At 39.9% G+C, this 16,637-nt stretch carries 17 protein-coding genes; 1 reads left to right on the plus strand and 16 read right to left on the minus strand.

Annotation, left to right across the window (positions count from 1 at the left end; translation table 11 throughout):
• Positions 1-19: 19 nt before the first annotated feature.
• The 12 genes from AC058W_RS15220 to AC058W_RS15275 form a co-directional block, all read right to left on the minus strand.
• The gene (locus AC058W_RS15220; RefSeq protein ID WP_479390268.1) at positions 20-523 is read right to left on the minus strand and encodes a M14 family zinc carboxypeptidase; all 504 of its coding nucleotides are present in this window, start codon (positions 521-523) and stop codon (positions 20-22) included.
• On the minus strand, positions 472-1,077 hold the full coding sequence (locus AC058W_RS15225; RefSeq protein WP_479390269.1) for a M14 family zinc carboxypeptidase: 606 nt from the start codon (positions 1,075-1,077) through the stop codon (positions 472-474). The genes AC058W_RS15220 and AC058W_RS15225 overlap by 52 nt, the downstream gene beginning before the upstream one ends.
• Before the next feature lie 9 nt (positions 1,078-1,086).
• Positions 1,087-2,001, minus strand: a complete 915-nt coding sequence (locus AC058W_RS15230) for an SH3 domain-containing protein (protein ID WP_118137383.1) — start codon at positions 1,999-2,001, stop codon at positions 1,087-1,089.
• A gap of 459 nt (positions 2,002-2,460) precedes the next feature.
• Entirely contained in the window at positions 2,461-2,685 is a 225-nt protein-coding gene (locus AC058W_RS15235) for an acyl carrier protein (RefSeq protein ID WP_117676612.1), read from the minus strand.
• 47 nt (positions 2,686-2,732) lie between these two features.
• Positions 2,733-3,932: a diaminopimelate decarboxylase family protein gene (locus AC058W_RS15240; protein WP_118411346.1), complete on the minus strand. Its 1,200-nt coding sequence runs from the start codon at positions 3,930-3,932 to the stop codon at positions 2,733-2,735.
• Positions 3,929-5,449 (minus strand): amino acid adenylation domain-containing protein, encoded by a 1,521-nt coding sequence (locus tag AC058W_RS15245; RefSeq protein WP_117845315.1) that lies wholly within the window; start codon positions 5,447-5,449, stop codon positions 3,929-3,931. The genes AC058W_RS15240 and AC058W_RS15245 overlap by 4 nt, the downstream gene beginning before the upstream one ends.
• Positions 5,450-5,562: 113 nt before the next feature.
• The gene (locus AC058W_RS15250) at positions 5,563-6,543 is read right to left on the minus strand and encodes a hypothetical protein (protein WP_479390270.1); all 981 of its coding nucleotides are present in this window, start codon (positions 6,541-6,543) and stop codon (positions 5,563-5,565) included.
• Positions 6,530-8,041 (minus strand): MBOAT family O-acyltransferase, encoded by a 1,512-nt coding sequence (locus AC058W_RS15255; RefSeq protein ID WP_340285000.1) that lies wholly within the window; start codon positions 8,039-8,041, stop codon positions 6,530-6,532. The genes AC058W_RS15250 and AC058W_RS15255 overlap by 14 nt, the downstream gene beginning before the upstream one ends.
• A gap of 243 nt (positions 8,042-8,284) precedes the next feature.
• Positions 8,285-9,184, minus strand: a complete 900-nt coding sequence (locus tag AC058W_RS15260) for a hypothetical protein (RefSeq protein ID WP_243099624.1) — start codon at positions 9,182-9,184, stop codon at positions 8,285-8,287.
• A 33-nt stretch (positions 9,185-9,217) separates the two neighbouring features.
• A complete protein-coding gene (locus AC058W_RS15265) occupies positions 9,218-10,021 on the minus strand; it encodes a transglutaminase domain-containing protein (RefSeq protein WP_117676606.1) in 804 nt (267 codons plus the stop codon).
• Between the two features lie 99 nt (positions 10,022-10,120).
• Positions 10,121-10,792: a hypothetical protein gene (locus AC058W_RS15270; protein ID WP_117845311.1), complete on the minus strand. Its 672-nt coding sequence runs from the start codon at positions 10,790-10,792 to the stop codon at positions 10,121-10,123.
• Between the two features lie 14 nt (positions 10,793-10,806).
• Positions 10,807-11,811 carry a hypothetical protein gene (locus AC058W_RS15275; protein ID WP_242986812.1) on the minus strand — a complete coding sequence of 335 codons (1,005 nt, stop codon included), beginning with the start codon at positions 11,809-11,811 and terminating at the stop codon, positions 10,807-10,809.
• A gap of 233 nt (positions 11,812-12,044) precedes the next feature.
• Between AC058W_RS15275 and AC058W_RS15280 the strand changes: the two genes are divergently transcribed.
• Positions 12,045-13,229: an SAM-dependent methyltransferase gene (locus tag AC058W_RS15280; RefSeq protein ID WP_117676604.1), complete on the plus strand. Its 1,185-nt coding sequence runs from the start codon at positions 12,045-12,047 to the stop codon at positions 13,227-13,229.
• 231 nt (positions 13,230-13,460) lie between these two features.
• Here the strand turns inward: AC058W_RS15280 and AC058W_RS15285 are convergent, their stop codons facing one another.
• From AC058W_RS15285 to AC058W_RS15300, 4 genes are all read right to left on the minus strand, one after another.
• Positions 13,461-14,189, minus strand: coding sequence for an HAD family hydrolase (locus tag AC058W_RS15285; protein ID WP_242986811.1), 729 nt, complete (start codon positions 14,187-14,189; stop codon positions 13,461-13,463).
• Positions 14,179-14,829, minus strand: a complete 651-nt coding sequence (thiE, locus tag AC058W_RS15290; RefSeq protein WP_117676603.1) for a thiamine phosphate synthase — start codon at positions 14,827-14,829, stop codon at positions 14,179-14,181. Before thiE ends, AC058W_RS15285 begins: the two co-directional genes overlap by 11 nt.
• A gap of 4 nt (positions 14,830-14,833) precedes the next feature.
• A complete protein-coding gene (locus AC058W_RS15295) occupies positions 14,834-15,184 on the minus strand; it encodes an Hpt domain-containing protein (RefSeq protein ID WP_117845309.1) in 351 nt (116 codons plus the stop codon).
• A gap of 307 nt (positions 15,185-15,491) precedes the next feature.
• A partial coding sequence (locus AC058W_RS15300; RefSeq protein ID WP_479390271.1) for a S1C family serine protease occupies positions 15,492-16,637 on the minus strand: 1,146 nt, incomplete at its 5' end.

Raw genomic sequence — 16,637 nt, forward strand, 5'->3', positions numbered from 1 at the left:
ACAAATTTTTTAGTCCCTCTTACCTACTCTTATAGAACCAAGCCACCGCCGCCCACAAATCCTGATTCCTCTGATACATCGGCTGATACTCCTCAATCGGCATCGGACACTCACTCCCCCCATTCTCAATCGTAACCGCCGGGATCCCCAGATTCAGCACAAAATAATCACTACACCCAGTCGCATCCGTAGAATCCTGCACCGTAGAATGCATCTCATACCCCGTCACATCCGACACACACTGTGCCAACTCCTGATCCGCATTCAGCACATCACCCTGACTACCATAATTCCAATAAATCAAATTTCCAAAAGAATGATATGCAATACAACAATCCAAATCATAATTCTCTGCAACGCTCAGCACAGCCTTCGATTCAGTCTCACTCGCCGGAGCCGTCCCCTTATAGCACTCTGTGGAAGGACCAGACGCTCCAATATACGACTCCCATCCTGCATCAAAATTCCGGTTCAGATCAACCCCTTCTGCATTTGCCTTCCAGGTTCTGAAATACTGCTCCATATCCGAACTTCCTTTTCCATTTGCAAGATATCCGTCTGATAGCACTGCTCAACCTGTTTTTTCAGATTTTCATCATGAATCCCCTCCACTCCATCCTGACTGATCGTCACCCCATCAGGATTTACCATCGGAATAATATGCAGGCAAACATTCTCAAACACATCTTTCCATGTCTGCCCTGCATAACTTCTTCTCTCAGAATCCCTCAGATAATCTTCAATCTGATTCATTGCCAAAACTGTATTCATATATTCTCTGGCATGCATGGTCGCCTGAATAAGAATATGATGTTCCGCATTTACATCCCCAAGAACTACCTCTGTAATGTCTCTGCCATCCGCAGTTGTTCCCAAAGAATCCACTTGCATCTGCCCCGGATACCGTTCCTCCAACGCATCCAAATCCTGCTGCATTTGTTCATACGAATACTTTAAATTACTTACCTGTACAATTGGAATTTCTGCTTCTGTTGCATATACATTTACCATTCCAACACTTCCACACAACATTCCAACTGCTCCAATTATAATCTTTCTATATAATATCCTTATCATAAAAACACTCTACTCAAACGCAAGATAATCAGCAAGTGAATATCCGTGTTGTCCCATATAATAAATTTCATAAAATCCATTTGACGCTGTACCTACATAGCTTACTGTAGAACCTAATGGTATCTGGCAGATTTCCCCTGAATCCACATCTGGCTGCGGACGTAAAGTAATACTTTCATTACAATTCACCACTCTACATGTAGAATAACTTGAACTGCCAGAAGATGAAGATAAATAACTTGCTAATGAATAACCTCTGTTTCCATTATAAATAATTTCATAAAATCCATTTGATGCTGTTCCTACATAACTTACCGCTGATCCCAATGGTATCTGACAGATTTCTCCTGAATTCACATCTGGCTGCGGACGTAAAGTAATACTTTCATTACAATTTACTACATAATAAGTCTCATAATTTGCTACATTCGTCTGCGCCAGAGCAGCTGCCGCAGTTTCTGCTGGTTTTGTAGAAGACAAATAAGATGCCAGTGCATACCCTGTACTCCCATTATAAATAACTTTATAGAACCCATTCTGTGCTGTCTCAATATAACTTACCGCTGATCCTAATGGTATCTGAAGAATTTCCCCTGAATTCACATCTGGCTGTGGACGTAAAGTAATACTTTGTTTGCAATTTACTACATAGTAAGTTGGATACTGATTCCGCGGCACTGCCTGCTCCACCTTCTGAGGTACCGGAGTTGCTGTTGGTACCGGAGTCGCTGTCAACTCCACTTCTTTTATTGCCTCTGTACCTTTTTCCTTCTCCGTTTTCTCCTTTTTCTCAGTAATTTCTGTAGTTTCTGCCGTTTTTTTATCTCCATTTTCAAAACTTATTGATACTGTACATCCGCTCATAGAAACAGTTAATGCTAATGACAATGTACTAATAAGTATACTTAATTTTTTCTTCTTCATTTTATAAATCTCCTCCTTTGGTAAGAATATATTACCACAACTTCTATCATTTTATCTCATTAAGATAATAAAATAACTGATTTTTTTCGATAACCAACCTCCTCCACGCAAGAGAAACTCCTGTAGATCAGGATTCTTCGCATGCGACAGTTCACCTTAAAATCACAATTCCTCTCCACCCCCAATAACCAGCCAGGCCCGCCAGACAATTCCTGTCGAGCGACATTTGCAGGGGCTTTAGAAAAACTTAGCCTCGGGAAATCCGCGTTATGAGCAGATCACTCACTGTCTGAGCGCAGCGAGTTTGAGTTATCTGCGAATGCCTTTAGCGGATTTTCCGAGGCTTAGCTTTTCTTAAGTCCCGAAACCGAGCCGACAGGAATTGTCTGGTGGGCCTGGCGTACCTTATTCAAAAAAACAGACAACCGATCCCAAAACCGATTGTCTGCCCCAAATAACTCAATCCTTCAATCTGCACACCATATCCCACAGTGCCTTAGCAGAATTAAAATTCTCTGGAATAATATCTGCCGGTGTAATAGTAATGTCATAAGTATCCTGCAATTCACTCACAATAGACAGGATTGCAAAGGAATCAAGAATTCCATCATCAATTAAAGTATCGCAGTTCTCAAAATCTGCATCCGGCTGGATCTCTTCCAGTAATTCAATTAATTCTTCCATTGTTTCATATCTCCTTATTTTTTGTTTTTCGGTATTGCCATGGTCTTTTATTTCTCTGAATTTAAAAGATCTGTATGTACACCATCCCGTACCATACGCAGCCCTTCTCCCTCTGTCCAGAAATAAACTCTCGGAAGCGGACGGCTAAGGAATAAATAAATCCCCTCCGTAACAGAATAAGCACCTACCCGTTCAAATACCAGTATATCATGAAGTTGCGGTTTGTGAAGTGGAAATCGCTTTACGACTACATCGCTGACCGTACAAAGTGCCCCACAAAGATTCCAGGATTCTTCTTCTCCCTCTGTCTTCTCACTTCCTTCTGTATCAAGCTGTGTACAGTACGGCTGTTTCATTGCCATCGCCTGTCCATAATAATTCAGGTGATTGATACCACCATCCATGATCACATACGGCTGTTCTTTATTCACCTTCATATCCACGATTGATGTTACATAATATCCACAGGCTGCTGCCAGAAATCTTCCCATCTCAAGAACAACCTTACCCTTGAAATTAAGACTTTCCAGAAGTACTCTGAACTCACTCAGAACGTTCTCCACGTCCTCGCTCTTATCCTTCTTAAAATATGGAACAAAAAATCCCGGACCATACTCAAGCACCTGTGCTTCAAATCCACTTTCAGATTTCAGCTCCCCGATAAATTCATCCAGATGCTCCAGCTCTGTTTTCATCTGACTGAGCTCTTTCTTCTGAGTTCCGGAATAGAACTGAAGACCTTCTATCTCAATCCCCTGATAATCTGTTCTGTCAGAAATAATCTTCCTGATATCAGATTCATCTACGCCAAACTGATTTCCGCTTGTCACACGAATCAGTACCGTAATCTTCATGCCAAGTCTCACTGCAGTATCATTCAGAATCTGTAAATGCTGCAAAGACTCTACAGTATACACGCCCTTTCCGCCATATGTAGAAAGTACATATTCCATATCTTCGGGATTCTTATACACACCCGAAAGAACAATTCTTTCCATCGGCACACCAACACGCTCACAGATTCTGAATTCACCTGGTGAGCACACTTCAAATGTCGGAACTACATCCATCATTGGTCCTGTAAGAAAAGGATTTGCCTTCATAGCATAACATAACTGTGCTCTCTCTCCAAGACAGCCCTGCACTTTTTTTACAAATTCCTTCATATTATCCAGATCAAAAATATAAGCTGGAGTTGGAGTATGTTCTTTCTCAATCAGTTCTTTTATAAATCCATAGGAACTCATTTCTTTTCCTCCTGATACATAGCTGTAAGAGCTTTTCTGTCAATCTTTCCATTCTTTGTAAGAGGCATTCTCTCCACCTGGCGGAATACATTCGGAACCATAAAAGCAGGTACATACTGCCCCAGCGCTTTTGCCAGCGGTCTTCTCTCGATATCTCCTTCATAAAAAGCTACAATCTTGCTCTTAACTGTATCAAAAATACAGCAGCTTCTCACAATCTCCGGAACCTTATCCATAGCAGCCTCAATTTCTCCAAGCTCAATACGATGTCCCATATGCTTAATCTGGAAATCCTTACGTGTTGCAAAGCACAACTCACCACGTTCATTATAATAAGCAAGGTCACCGGTTCTGTACATTGGTTCCAGATATCTGTCATTCAGCGGATTCTGAACAAAGACCTTCGCAGTCTGTTCTCTGTTTTTGTAATATCCCAGTGCAAGTGCACTTCCGGTTACGCAGAGTTCACCATTTTTATTTTTCTCTGTGATCAGCTTGTCTTCTTCATCCAAAAGGAATACTTTTTCATTTGGAAATGCCTTGCCCATAGGAAGTACATCTCCAGGCCGGAACTCCCTGTCTACAATATAATACGTACAGTTACATGTGATCTCAGTTGGTCCATAAATATTTACATACATAACGTCCGGCAGATATTTTCTCCAGATATTCAGATGTTTCACAGGCATAGCCTCTCCTGAGAAAAGAATCTTCTTAATCTTATCCGGAACTTTATATTCAAATCCGTTCAGAGTTGAGATAATACACAGCGCAGATACCGCCCACACCAGCGTAGTCACTTCTCTCTCGATCAGATAATCAATCAATTTCATCGGGAAAGAGAATAGCTGCTTCGGAATAATCTGGACAGTTGCTCCTGTCTTCAGTCCGGAATAAATATCTTTAACAGATACATCAAAATCCCAGGGTGCCTGATTTCCCATCACATCTTTATCTGTAATATCAAAAAGCTCTGTAAAACAGTCGATAAAATCAAGTACTGAACGATGTCCTACCACAACACCCTTGGGAACTCCTGTTGACCCGGAAGTAAAAATTCCATACAGCGGATCCACATCCAATGCCTGTTCTCTGATCTCATTCAGCACAGCTTCATTCTCCTGCTCAGCTGCAAGATCCGGAGCCATCAGAACCTTTCCTTTGAACTCCAGTTTCTCCAAATCCTTCAGATATTTCTCAGATGTAACGATCACATCACTGTCCAGAATTCCAAGGATCTGCTGAAGTCTGCTCGCCGGTTGTTTGGTATCCATCAGTACATAAAAGCATCCTGCATAAACAGCGCCCATGAAAACCCCGATGGTTTCTACGCTCTTCTCCATAAATACAGGCACCGGATTTCTCGGTGTGAAATGTTTCGCAAGTGCAGTTCCTGTTCTGCGTGCAGTCTGCTTCAGTTCTTTAAATGTGCAGGATGTATGTTCATCTGCAAAAGCTGTCTTATCCGGATATTTTCGTGCGGATTCTTCCAGATATTCCAGAATACTTGTCTTCATATAAATTCCTCCCCTCTGTACTTCACAAAGTTTCTTTGTTATTCACTCCGTTCTCAGTAACAAAGTTTCTTTAAGTTTTCTAATCCAATCAGGGAAGTTCCCTGACATAATTTTTAATTTTTCTGACCTGCACTCTCCAACACCTGCGCCAGGACTTTGGAATACGCTTCTGCTGCATCCCCATTCATATGTCCATCATAATCTGTATAAGCTTTCAGATCATGTGTAAATGCTTTGAAATATTCCGTATTAAAGTTCAGATATTCAACTCCCTGTTCTTCAAAGAACTTTCCAAAATATTTCCATGCAGCATTATAATTATCGCTGTAATCTTTCAGTGTATTGATCGGAATCGGTGTTGTTACCGCAACAAACTCAATATTATTTTCCTTACAAAATGAGATAAGCTTCTTCAGGTATTCCATATTTTCTTCATTCACTTTGCCCTCTTCATAGAGCTTCGGTTCAGACTTCTTAAGCTTCGTCACATCCACCGGATATCTCTCGATAAAACCGCTCTCATGGTATTCCTGAGAATCGCTCTTTAAATGAGCTACATCGTAATCACCTGTCACTTTCTGAGTAAACGTATCCTTTATCTTAGGAAGTTCATAACTCAAAGAATATTCATACCATGGAAAGAGTACAGTACGGAAATTACATTTCGCAATAGAATTCCAGAAATATCCCAGCTTCGCTTTCGAGAATGGAAATTCATGATAGAAAAGCAGGTAGTTGTTTCCCTCTTCCTTCTCTGATACAAAATATCCAGGATCAACTTCATAAATGATTCTCTTCGGATTCTGTTTCTCTTTGATCAGCCTTGTCAGGTAGTACGCATCAATTCCATATTCACCGCCAACGCAAAGATTATGTCCACTGCGTCCGGTAACTTCCTGCATCACCTCCGGATCAATATCCATCTTTCCATGGGAAGTTCCCACGATAATGTCATCAAACTGCTGTGTCACAACTGCATGCACATCATTTCTCATAAATGTACATGGATAAAGTGCCAGGTCAAGTGCTGCCAGAAGAGCCGCACATACGACCAATACCAGGAACGTTTTTAAAACTTTCTTAAAATTGTGCATAAATAAATCCTCTCGCTACTGCTGTTGATCCGAAGAATCCGATGGATGCCAGCAGACAAAAATAAATTGCTACAGTAACCGGCAGGCTAAGTCCTGCAAGTTTTTCTCTTATCTTCATGCCACGTTCCTGAAGGACACTTACGATAAACAGAATCATGCAGCCAACCGCCAGAATTGCCAGTGCATAAGGCGTAAAGGCAGTACCTTCTTTACCAGCCGGAATCAGGAGTAACTGTGACGGAGTAAACTTAGTCACAGAAAGTTTCATCATATGAAACGCCTGTCCCACTGTATCTGCTCTGTCAAAGAACCAGCTGATATTTACAAGAATAAACGTACGGATGATCATGAAAACATGATACCAGTTCTCTTTACCTGTAATATTAAATTTCTTTTTCCAGTTTCTGTAATGCTCTGCCATAAGTCCGCTGAAAGCAATAATGATACCGTTATACATACCGTACACAATGTACTTCCATGCAGCACCATGCCATACACCAACAACGAAGAATACAATCAGGTTTGCAAGACAGATTGGAAGGGTACGTCCCGTTTTTTTGCCAAATACTTTCTTGCCCCATTTTCCGAATTTACCCATCCATCTGGATAAGGTAACCGGATAGAACACATAATCCTTCATCCAGGTGCCAAGTGTAATATGCCAGCGATGCCAGAAATCTGTAATAGAAATGGAGAAGAACGGACGCTTGAAGTTTTCATCCAATTCTATTCCAAACATAGATGCGATACCAATTACTACATCCATACCACCGGAAAAATCTGCATACAGCTGAACGGTGTAAAACAGCACTCCAAACAGCGCCAGTCCACTGTACTGATCCGGATTGTCAAAAATTGCATCAACAAACACTGCTGCCCAGTCCGCCAGAATCATCTTCTTAAAGAACCCCCAGAGAATACGTTCAAAACCTCTGGTAATATTTTTCCCCTCAAATTTATGAGGCTCATAAAGCTGATGTGCCAGACGGCTGTATCTTCCGATCGGTCCCTGCAGAATCTGTGGAAAGAAAGATACGAATAACGCATATTTCACAGGATTTTTCTCTGCTTCACATCTCTTCCAGTACACATCCAGAAGATATCCGGAAGACTGGAAAGTATAAAACGAAATACCAAGAGGAAGCAGAATCTCCATTCCCCTTAAATTCATGTGGAATAAAGCATTCAGGTTCTCAATCGCAAAATTCGTATACTTTACGACACCAAGCATTCCAAAATTTAACAGTAACCCAAGGACCAAAAGATTTCTTGCGCCTTTGTGGCTTCCTTTCGCTTCTGTTTTCTCAACAGCAAGTGCGATCAGCCAGGTAACCAGCGTGGAAAAGAGAAGAAATCCTACGTAGCGGACACCACCCGCCAGATAATAGATGTAGCTGAAACATAATAAAACCAGCCACTGAAATTTGTGAGGCACGATATAATAAACCAGTACACTTGCCGCCACAAACAATAAAAACAAGTTTGAAACTAATGACATGATCTATCTCCCTGAATATGTACAACACTGTCTGCTTTATACTCAACAATGCAACTCGTAACAACGTAATTTATTTTGTATGATCAGACAGTAATACATTCCTTATTTTTCTAACAAACAAAGGCACCGCACTATAGTATCATGTCGTAACTGTTCATCACCCTCTTAAGATAGTAACCTTTCGAACAGTTACATTATATCAAATAATGCAGCGCCCCTGTGTTTAATTATTCTTAAATTTCCTTAATTTAATAATCCATTATCCAGGCATCCGTCTCCGCCATCATCGGAACCGCCGTCGTCTGATCCGCCATCATCTGATCCATCATAGTCGTAATCTGAATCATAGTCATAATCAGTATCGTAGTCGTAATCATTGCTGTAATCATAATCACTGCTATTGTCATAGCTCTGAGTTGACTGAGACTCTGATGCCTGTGCAGCTGCCTCTGTTGGTTTCGGAGCTAAAGCTTTCTCTGTTTCCAGAGTATTGAATTCTTTCTTCTGGCTGATGCTGTCAAATACCAGATATGCGATATCTCCTTCCAGATGAAGCTCTGCTTCTTCTGTGTCACCAAATGGGAAGGTATGAATTTCTGCTGTTGTTCCATCTTCAAAAGTTAACTGAATGTTATATTTCGGAATTTCTTTCTCAGCATCATCTTTGTCTTCACCGTCAGATTTTTCCTCTGTCTTTGCGGTATCATCTGCTGTGTCTTTGCTACCTTCGTTTTCTTTATCCTTTGCGTTTGGATCAAACCAGAGAACTCTTTCCTCGTCTGCTTCAAACTTATCTTCCTCTTTCAGAAAGTTATCCGGATACTCTTCATCTTTTTCATTCTTTACAGCAACACCAGTGATTACTTTGCCTGTTGTATTTTTCAGTTTTACAGAAAGTGCTCCTTCCGTATCCTCTTCCGGCTTCTCACCGATTGTCTTTAAATCTTCATCTTTATTCTCATCAGCTTTATCAGCATCTTTCGTATCATCTGCTGCGTCTTTGTCTTCTGCTGTAGAATCCTTATCTGCATCTTCTGAAGTCTCAATCTTTGCTGTAGTGTCCGCTGCCATAGCTGCCTGGCTGAATACAAGACTGCTTCCAAGTGCTGCCATCATAAATGCTGTTACGATTTTTCTTTTCATTGCCTTAATCCTTTCTGTCATTCTTTATAGTTCTTAATTAACTCTCTTATAATTAATATACTTCAGTGTTTTCTTTGCGCCATAAGTAAGTTTGTATCCATTCAGTTTATATTCCTGCTGGAAGTTCGGATCATATACATAAGTTTTTGTCTTTCCGCCAACCTTCTGATCGATTTCAACCCATGCATGTGCACCTTTACCATTGGATTTCTTGAAATATCCTTTTACATAATGGGCATCATATCCTGCAACTTTAGCCATCCAGTAGAAAGTAGCTGCCATTACATAGCAGTCTCCTGTTCCTGTCTTAAATCCATACAGACCGTATTCAGTTGGCGTTTTCTTTGAAATCTTTATATTTCCTGCATATTGTAAAGATGCAGACCAGTTAAATGCCTTTCTCAGATTTCCTTTACATTTTATAAGTCTGATCGCAGCCATTGTTTCAACTGTTGATAATTTAGTTGCCTGGCCATTCTTTTTAATCTTATAGTAAGTTTTAGAGTTAAATTTGTAATATGGTTTGTTTGTTACAAGCTTACCATTTTTATCAAAGCAATAAGTATATTTACCAATCTTCTTTGCCTTGTTTACAACTTTCTCTCCGTTTTCATAGTAATACTTAACTCCATCAACGGTTTCCCATCCGCTTTTTACGGTTGGATCCGGAAGCGGCGCCGGAGCGATTGTTGTATCATCTGAGGTATCGTCTGATACATCATCAGCAGTTGCTTCTACATAATCACTAACAGTTGACTGATCTGCCATAGCTGGCATTGCAGGTGTTACCGCCATAATTGAGCTGAGTAATAATGCGGTGAGCTTTTTTCTATTCATAATCCTTTTCCTCCTTTTTATCCTAAAAGCAGCCGAACGAATAAGCGTATCCTCTTTCGCTGCTTATACTCGATTTACACTTCTATATGTTATCCCATCTTACTGTCTTACTGTAATACTTGCGACAACTTCTGCACTGCTTCCCTTTCCTGTCGGACGTACAACATTTAACTGTACATAATCATAAACATAAGTGACATCCTTACCGTTTCCATCCAACATACAGGTATTAGACTTGCTTACTGTACATTTTTTATATTTTCCAAGAACTTTCTTGATCTTTGACGCATTATTCTGTTTCGCAAGTGTAGAGGTTGCTGCATATTTTCTGTATAAAGATGTTTTCTTATTATCTACAGCTCCTGTCTTAGGATTGAAGTAATACAGCTTTGGAATATCGTACATGCTTATACTTCCTACGCGGATTCCCTTCACTGTATGACCACTTACGTCAAATCCATAATATACTTTATCAATCTTCTTAATCAGAATACCATATTTACCAACCGTATCCTTATCTGCCTGATAAGCAGCTCCGTTTTTTCCGAAGTAATAACGGAATCCACTGGAAGTTACTCCCCATGTCATAGTAACCTTCTGATTATTTTCATCATAACCATATCTCTTACCTGTTTTTTTGTCCGTTTTTACCTTAACAGTCTTAACATCCTGTGCTGCATGTACCGTCACTGTTTCTGCTACAGTAGCTAACGGTGTCAGCATAAGAAGCATGCAAAGTACGACTGCAAGGGCTTTCTTTAATCCTTTCATTCTTCTTTCTCCTCTCAGAATTTAATTCTATATTCTACTGTGTATGCAGGACGTGTAGCTGCACCAAATAAGGTTCCGTACATATTGTCATAGTAAAGTCCATTGATTGTTACAAAACTATGTCCGTCCGGAATCGTAATGACATATGGCTCATATCCCAGTTCCTTCGCGATTGCTGCCACACTGCTGGCAATTCCATAACAGTTTCCTGTCAGACCATTCTGGAACATCTGAAGGGCATATTTATAAACCCAGTCCTTTGTCTTAAATTCCTGCGGTGTAGGATCCATATATCCTACAAAATTCGTATAAGCCATAATGTAATAGAAGCATGAACGGAACTTTTCATAGTTGCTTGCATTGGCATTACTATGGCGTTCAATAAAGTTTCTTGCCGCAAGTTTGCATCTCGCCTGTGTCAGATTTGATGCATACCCGTTTTTATTAAACTTAATTCCGCCTACGGTCTCATTTGTTGCGCACTTGCCGTTCTTATACACATAGTACATTTTACCATTCAGTTCATTCCATCCTGTAACGACCTTTCCCTTGGCATCAACGAAATATTTCACGCCATTGACATTCACAATCGTTTTCTTTCCTGGCATAACTCTCTGTGCATATTTATTAAATACATAATAAGTACCATTTACTTTATAAGATCCATCATGCGCAGCAACCCCATTTGATTTAAGCCAGTAAAGTTTGCCATTTACTTTCTTCCATTTACTTTTGACTAGTTTGTTATTTACATAATAACGATATATACTGCCTTCCTTGCGCAGTCCATTTTTCGGTTTCGGTTTCACTGTTGGCAATGGCTGAATCGGCGTCGGCGTTACTTCTGGTGTCGGTGTTACTTCCGGTGTCGGCGTTACTGTCACTGTTGACTCACTTCCACCCTCCTGTGGCAAATCTACTGCATATACACTGCCTGCTCCAAATGTGAGCGCTGCAGTCAATGCCGCAGCAGCCAATGACACTTTTAATCCTGCAAAACTTTTTCTCTTCTTCATCATTTGATTCCTCCTGATCAGTTTTTCTGACTACATCCTCCTTTGTGTTTTATATTGCAATTATAGTATATTGGAGAGTGTATTTCAATTCATCAGATGATTTTTTTACACAAAAAATATTGAAAATTCTATCAAAAGATTCCTCTATTTTTCCCATATCTTTGTATAATTCCCCCCTTGACGAAAACACCCTCCTAAGGTGTATCATAAGCCTGTGTTAAAGGAGGTAAACTATTATGTTTGAGACATTAGAAGAAAAGGCCGAAGAGAAAGCAATGGTGCAGTTCCTTGAGCGCTTTACAGACTATCCATTTCTGGTAAAGTTCAAGAATTCCGAGTATCACATCGGAGAGGGTGAACCTACATTTACAGTAAATTTTAAAAAAGTAATTCCTCTCGCAGATCTAGTCAAGAGTACATCTCTTGCATTAGGCGAAGCTTATATGCGTGGAGATCTTGACATCGAGGGAAATCTTTACGAAGCACTTGATCATTTTCTTGGACAGATGGGTAAATTTTCAACCAACGAATCAGCCTTAAAAAAGATCATGTTCAGCTCCACATCAAAAAAGAACCAGGAAAAAGAAGTAACCAGCCACTACGACATTGGAAATGATTTTTATAAATTATGGCTGGACGAAACAATGAGTTATTCCTGTGGTTACTTCATTCATGAAGATGATACGCTATATCAGGCACAGGTAAATAAAGTAGATTATATTCTTAAGAAATTACATCTTGAAGAAGGTATGAGTCTTCTGGATATCGGCTGTGGATGGGGCTTTCTGTTAATCGAAGCCGCTAAGAAATACAAAATTCATGGCACAGGAATCACCTTAAGCCATGAACAATATGCTGAATTCCAGAATCGTATTAAGGAACAAGGACTGGAAGATTATCTTACTGTCGAATTGATGGACTATCGTGATCTTCCGAAACATAATTATCAGTTTGACCGCGTTGTCAGTGTTGGTATGCTGGAACATGTCGGACGTGATAATTATCAGCTCTTCCTTGATTGTGTAGAGAAAGTTCTGAAACCAGGCGGATTATTCCTGCTTCACTTTATCAGCGCACTCAAAGAACATCCGGGTGATCCATGGATCAAAAAATATATTTTCCCAGGCGGAACCGTTCCAAGTCTCAGAGAAATCCTGAATCATATGGCAGAAGATAACTTCCATACACTGGATATCGAGAATCTCCGCTTGCATTACAATAAAACTTTACTCCATTGGGAAAAGAATTTCCGCGACAATATGGAAAAAGAAAAAACAATGTTTGACGAATCATTCCTGCGTATGTGGGATCTCTATCTGTCAGCATGTGCCGCAACATTCCATAATGGAATTATCGATATTCACCAGATTCTCATGACCAAAGGCATTAATAATGATCTGCCAATGACACGTTGGTATTAAGCTGCTTTAAGTCAAAAAACTGATTGGAAAAATTTTTATATTTGTAGAAATACCACAGAGTAATTTCTTATGATATAAAGAAATACTGTCTGGACTTTAAATCACATAGTCCAGACAGTAAATATAATATCCTCATTTTATTTACAGATAATCCAATCACAACACAATTCTCAAAGTATTATGATTCTATTTATCATTTCATGCTATTCCTCAAATTTAATTCTTACTCTTTCATACTACATTTATCGATGCAACTTGATCATATTTTATTACTTCATCCATTCTGTCATAATAGCAATCACATACTTCTCTCATTCGAGAAATATTCTCTTCATTACTGACGTCATAAACACCAATCACCCTAAATCCAGCTTTTTTCGCAGTTTCAGCTGCATGAAACGCATCTTCAAATGCTACTATATTTTCAGGTTTTGCCTGCAGAGTCTCTGCTGCTTTCAGATAAATTTCAGGCTCATCTTTTCCGGCTCCTACTTCTGTACAGGTATAAATCCACTCAAAATATTTCAGAATTCCATTTCTATCCAGCGCAGCTTCCACAAGCTCTTTGTTTCCTGAAGTCGCAACCACCATTCTTATCTGTTGTTTACTCATCCACTCCAGTGTTTCCTTCACACCAGGCTTTAAAGGTGCTTCAAAGCGATAAAAATCACTTACTATTTTCAGAACTTCTTTTACGATCTGCGGTACAGTTTTCTCAAGTCGGTATTCTTCCTTCAGATAAACAGCTCCCTGCTCCAGACTCATTGTATGTAACGCATCTCCAAGCCCGTCTTTCGCCATAATTCCCAGACTTATAAGATATCGTTCTCCAATATCCTCCCATACAGACATGGAATCTAGCAACGTTCCATCTACATCAAAAATCGCACCCTGAATATTATGATTAATATTATTCTCTATAGCATTTATAGTACCAGTCATATGATTTTTATTTTCCATTACTGCTAACCATCTGCATCGAACGCTGCTTCAGATCTTTCGCAGCTTCTGTGATATTCTCCTGCGCGAAAATCGCACTGATCACTGCAATTCCATCTGCACCATATCCGGAAAGTTCGTCCACATTGTCCTTAGTGATACCGCCAATCGCTACTACCGGAATTTTAACCGCCTGGCAAATATCTCTCAATGTTTCATGTGAAACACCAGTTGCATCTGTCTTAGTACTGGTAGAAAAAACAGCTCCCACACCCAGATAATCTGCACCATGCTTCTCTGCAAGAAGAGCCTGCTCAACCGTCTTGGCAGATACACCAATAATCTTATCTGCGCCCAGTCTCTTACGTACATCTCCGGCTTCCATATCGCTCTGCCCCACATGGACACCATCTGCATCGATTGCCTTCGCAATTTCTACATTATCATTAATAATAAACGGGACTTTATACTTTCTGCATAACTCCTTAATCTCTCTGGCCTCTTTCATAAAGAGTTCTTTATCCAGATTCTTCTCTCGCAGCTGCAGAAAAGTTACCCCGCCCTGCAAAGCTTTCTCAACCTGTTGATAAAGAGATTCACCGTTAAGCCAATGCCTGTCTGTAATCGCATACAGAACCATGTCCTCTTTTCTGCAATTCACAATATCAGTCCTCCATCATATGGATTGCATCTGTCGTTTTCTTATACTGCTCTTCCACTTTTGCAAAAAGTTCTTCACAACCATCTGTTTCTCTTCCTCTGAGCTTTTCTGTAATATCAAAGCTAACCTGATAGAGATTGTCAAATCCAAGGTTCTGGCATACACCTTTTAATGTATGGGCGGCGCGAAAAGCTTCCTCACCATTTCCCTGTGCCAGATTATCCTTCAGGCTCTGGAAACTTCCATCATCCAGAAATTTCTTCGCAAATTTTTTAATAAGTCCCTCACTTCTTAATCTTCCAAGAACGCCTTCGTAATCAGCACCCATCTGTTCATAACACTCTTTTACAGTCATATTTTTCTCCTCTTTATTTCTATTAACATCCTTCTGTAAGAATAAATCTATACACTACTATTCAAAAAACACAAACATATTTCTCATTCATATGTAATAAGATTTCTGAATTTCAAACCCGCGACTCTATAATCCGCCAGTTTATGCAATAGCACTATTTTATCACACCATGTAGCCATTCTCAAGTATTCTTCTAAAAAAGGCACTTCCATATGTAATCATCTGTCACATACAAAAGTGCCCATTTAATATTTTAAGTTTCCAATGAATTAATTATTCCTCTATTGTTCTATCTTTCGGATTAGTTTTATCTGAAGAATCCCTGACTCTGGAAATATTGGATAAATGGATTATCGCTCTCATCTGAATCATCTGATTCCTGATCATCCTCGTTTCCGAAATCTTCCATTGTATCTTCATCAGAATCGTCTTTAGAATCCTTTTTGTCTTTTTCCTTACTATCTTTACTGTCGCTGTCTTTTCCGGCATCAGTGTTCTCATCCAAAGTTACTTTAACAGTATCTTCTTTATAACTTGTACCGTCCGGAACCTGTACAGTCAGCTCTACTTCTTCACCTGGCTCATAATAGGAAAGATATTCCATGAGCTGGTTAATGCTGGAAACTGTTTTTCCATTAAACTCAGTGATAACGCTGTTTGATTTCAGCCCTGCTTTATCAGCAGCTCCGCCTTCTGTTACTTTTGATACAAATACACCTGCCGGAATTCCGTACATCTGAACTGCCTCTGAACTTACAGATGAACCCACAATTCCAAGCACACCATGTTCAGAGTCATCCAGTTTATCTCTGGAAGTCTCATTCATCAGATTCTGAAGAATATCGGTTACATCAGAAATTGCAATCGCATATCCCATACCTTCAACTTCTGTAGATGCAAGTTTTGCAGAGTTGATACCTACAACTTCACCTTCCATATTTAAAAGAGCACCACCACTGTTACCAGGGTTAATTGCCGCATCTGTCTGGATCAGATTTACACCGTCACTGCTGTCATCGCTGCCATCAGTTACTGTACTTTTTTCAGAATCCATTCTACGGTTCTTAGCACTTACAATACCAGTAGTAACAGACTGTCCATATCCAAGAGCATTACCAATTGCAACTACCTGCTCACCAACTTTAAGGTCATCGGAACTGCCGATCTTTGCAACAGAAATAGCATCCATTGTATCATCCTTAATATCATCCAGTGCTACAGATACAACCGCAAGGTCTCTCTCTTCATCAAAACCTTTTACAGATGCCTCTACAGCATTTCCATCTGCAAATGCAACAGACAATGTATCTGCATTCTCTACTACATGGTAGTTTGTAGCAATCAGAAGTTCATCATCATTCTTACCTACGATAATACCTGAACCGCTGCCCTCTACTTCCTGTTCCTGCTGCTGTGGAGCATATCCATACATTCCGTACATTCCATAATAGCT

Source organism: Blautia sp. CGZ-1-C1 (genome assembly GCF_056504575.1).

Bases quoted from the DNA above. Each gene is read 5' to 3' on its own strand.
- AC058W_RS15220 (WP_479390268.1), bottom strand. From the start codon at position 523: ATGGAGCAGTATTTCAGAACCTGGAAGGCAAATGCAGAAGGGGTTGAT.
- AC058W_RS15225 (WP_479390269.1), bottom strand. From the start codon at position 1,077: ATGATAAGGATATTATATAGAAAGATTATAATTGGAGCAGTTGGAATG.
- AC058W_RS15230 (WP_118137383.1), bottom strand. From the start codon at position 2,001: ATGAAGAAGAAAAAATTAAGTATACTTATTAGTACATTGTCATTAGCA.
- AC058W_RS15235 (WP_117676612.1), bottom strand. From the start codon at position 2,685: ATGGAAGAATTAATTGAATTACTGGAAGAGATCCAGCCGGATGCAGAT.
- AC058W_RS15240 (WP_118411346.1), bottom strand. From the start codon at position 3,932: ATGAGTTCCTATGGATTTATAAAAGAACTGATTGAGAAAGAACATACT.
- AC058W_RS15245 (WP_117845315.1), bottom strand. From the start codon at position 5,449: ATGAAGACAAGTATTCTGGAATATCTGGAAGAATCCGCACGAAAATAT.
- AC058W_RS15250 (WP_479390270.1), bottom strand. From the start codon at position 6,543: ATGCACAATTTTAAGAAAGTTTTAAAAACGTTCCTGGTATTGGTCGTA.
- AC058W_RS15255 (WP_340285000.1), bottom strand. From the start codon at position 8,041: ATGTCATTAGTTTCAAACTTGTTTTTATTGTTTGTGGCGGCAAGTGTA.
- AC058W_RS15260 (WP_243099624.1), bottom strand. From the start codon at position 9,184: ATGAAAAGAAAAATCGTAACAGCATTTATGATGGCAGCACTTGGAAGC.
- AC058W_RS15265 (WP_117676606.1), bottom strand. From the start codon at position 10,021: ATGAATAGAAAAAAGCTCACCGCATTATTACTCAGCTCAATTATGGCG.
- AC058W_RS15270 (WP_117845311.1), bottom strand. From the start codon at position 10,792: ATGAAAGGATTAAAGAAAGCCCTTGCAGTCGTACTTTGCATGCTTCTT.
- AC058W_RS15275 (WP_242986812.1), bottom strand. From the start codon at position 11,811: ATGATGAAGAAGAGAAAAAGTTTTGCAGGATTAAAAGTGTCATTGGCT.
- AC058W_RS15280 (WP_117676604.1), top strand. From the start codon at position 12,045: ATGTTTGAGACATTAGAAGAAAAGGCCGAAGAGAAAGCAATGGTGCAG.
- AC058W_RS15285 (WP_242986811.1), bottom strand. From the start codon at position 14,189: ATGGAAAATAAAAATCATATGACTGGTACTATAAATGCTATAGAGAAT.
- AC058W_RS15295 (WP_117845309.1), bottom strand. From the start codon at position 15,184: ATGACTGTAAAAGAGTGTTATGAACAGATGGGTGCTGATTACGAAGGC.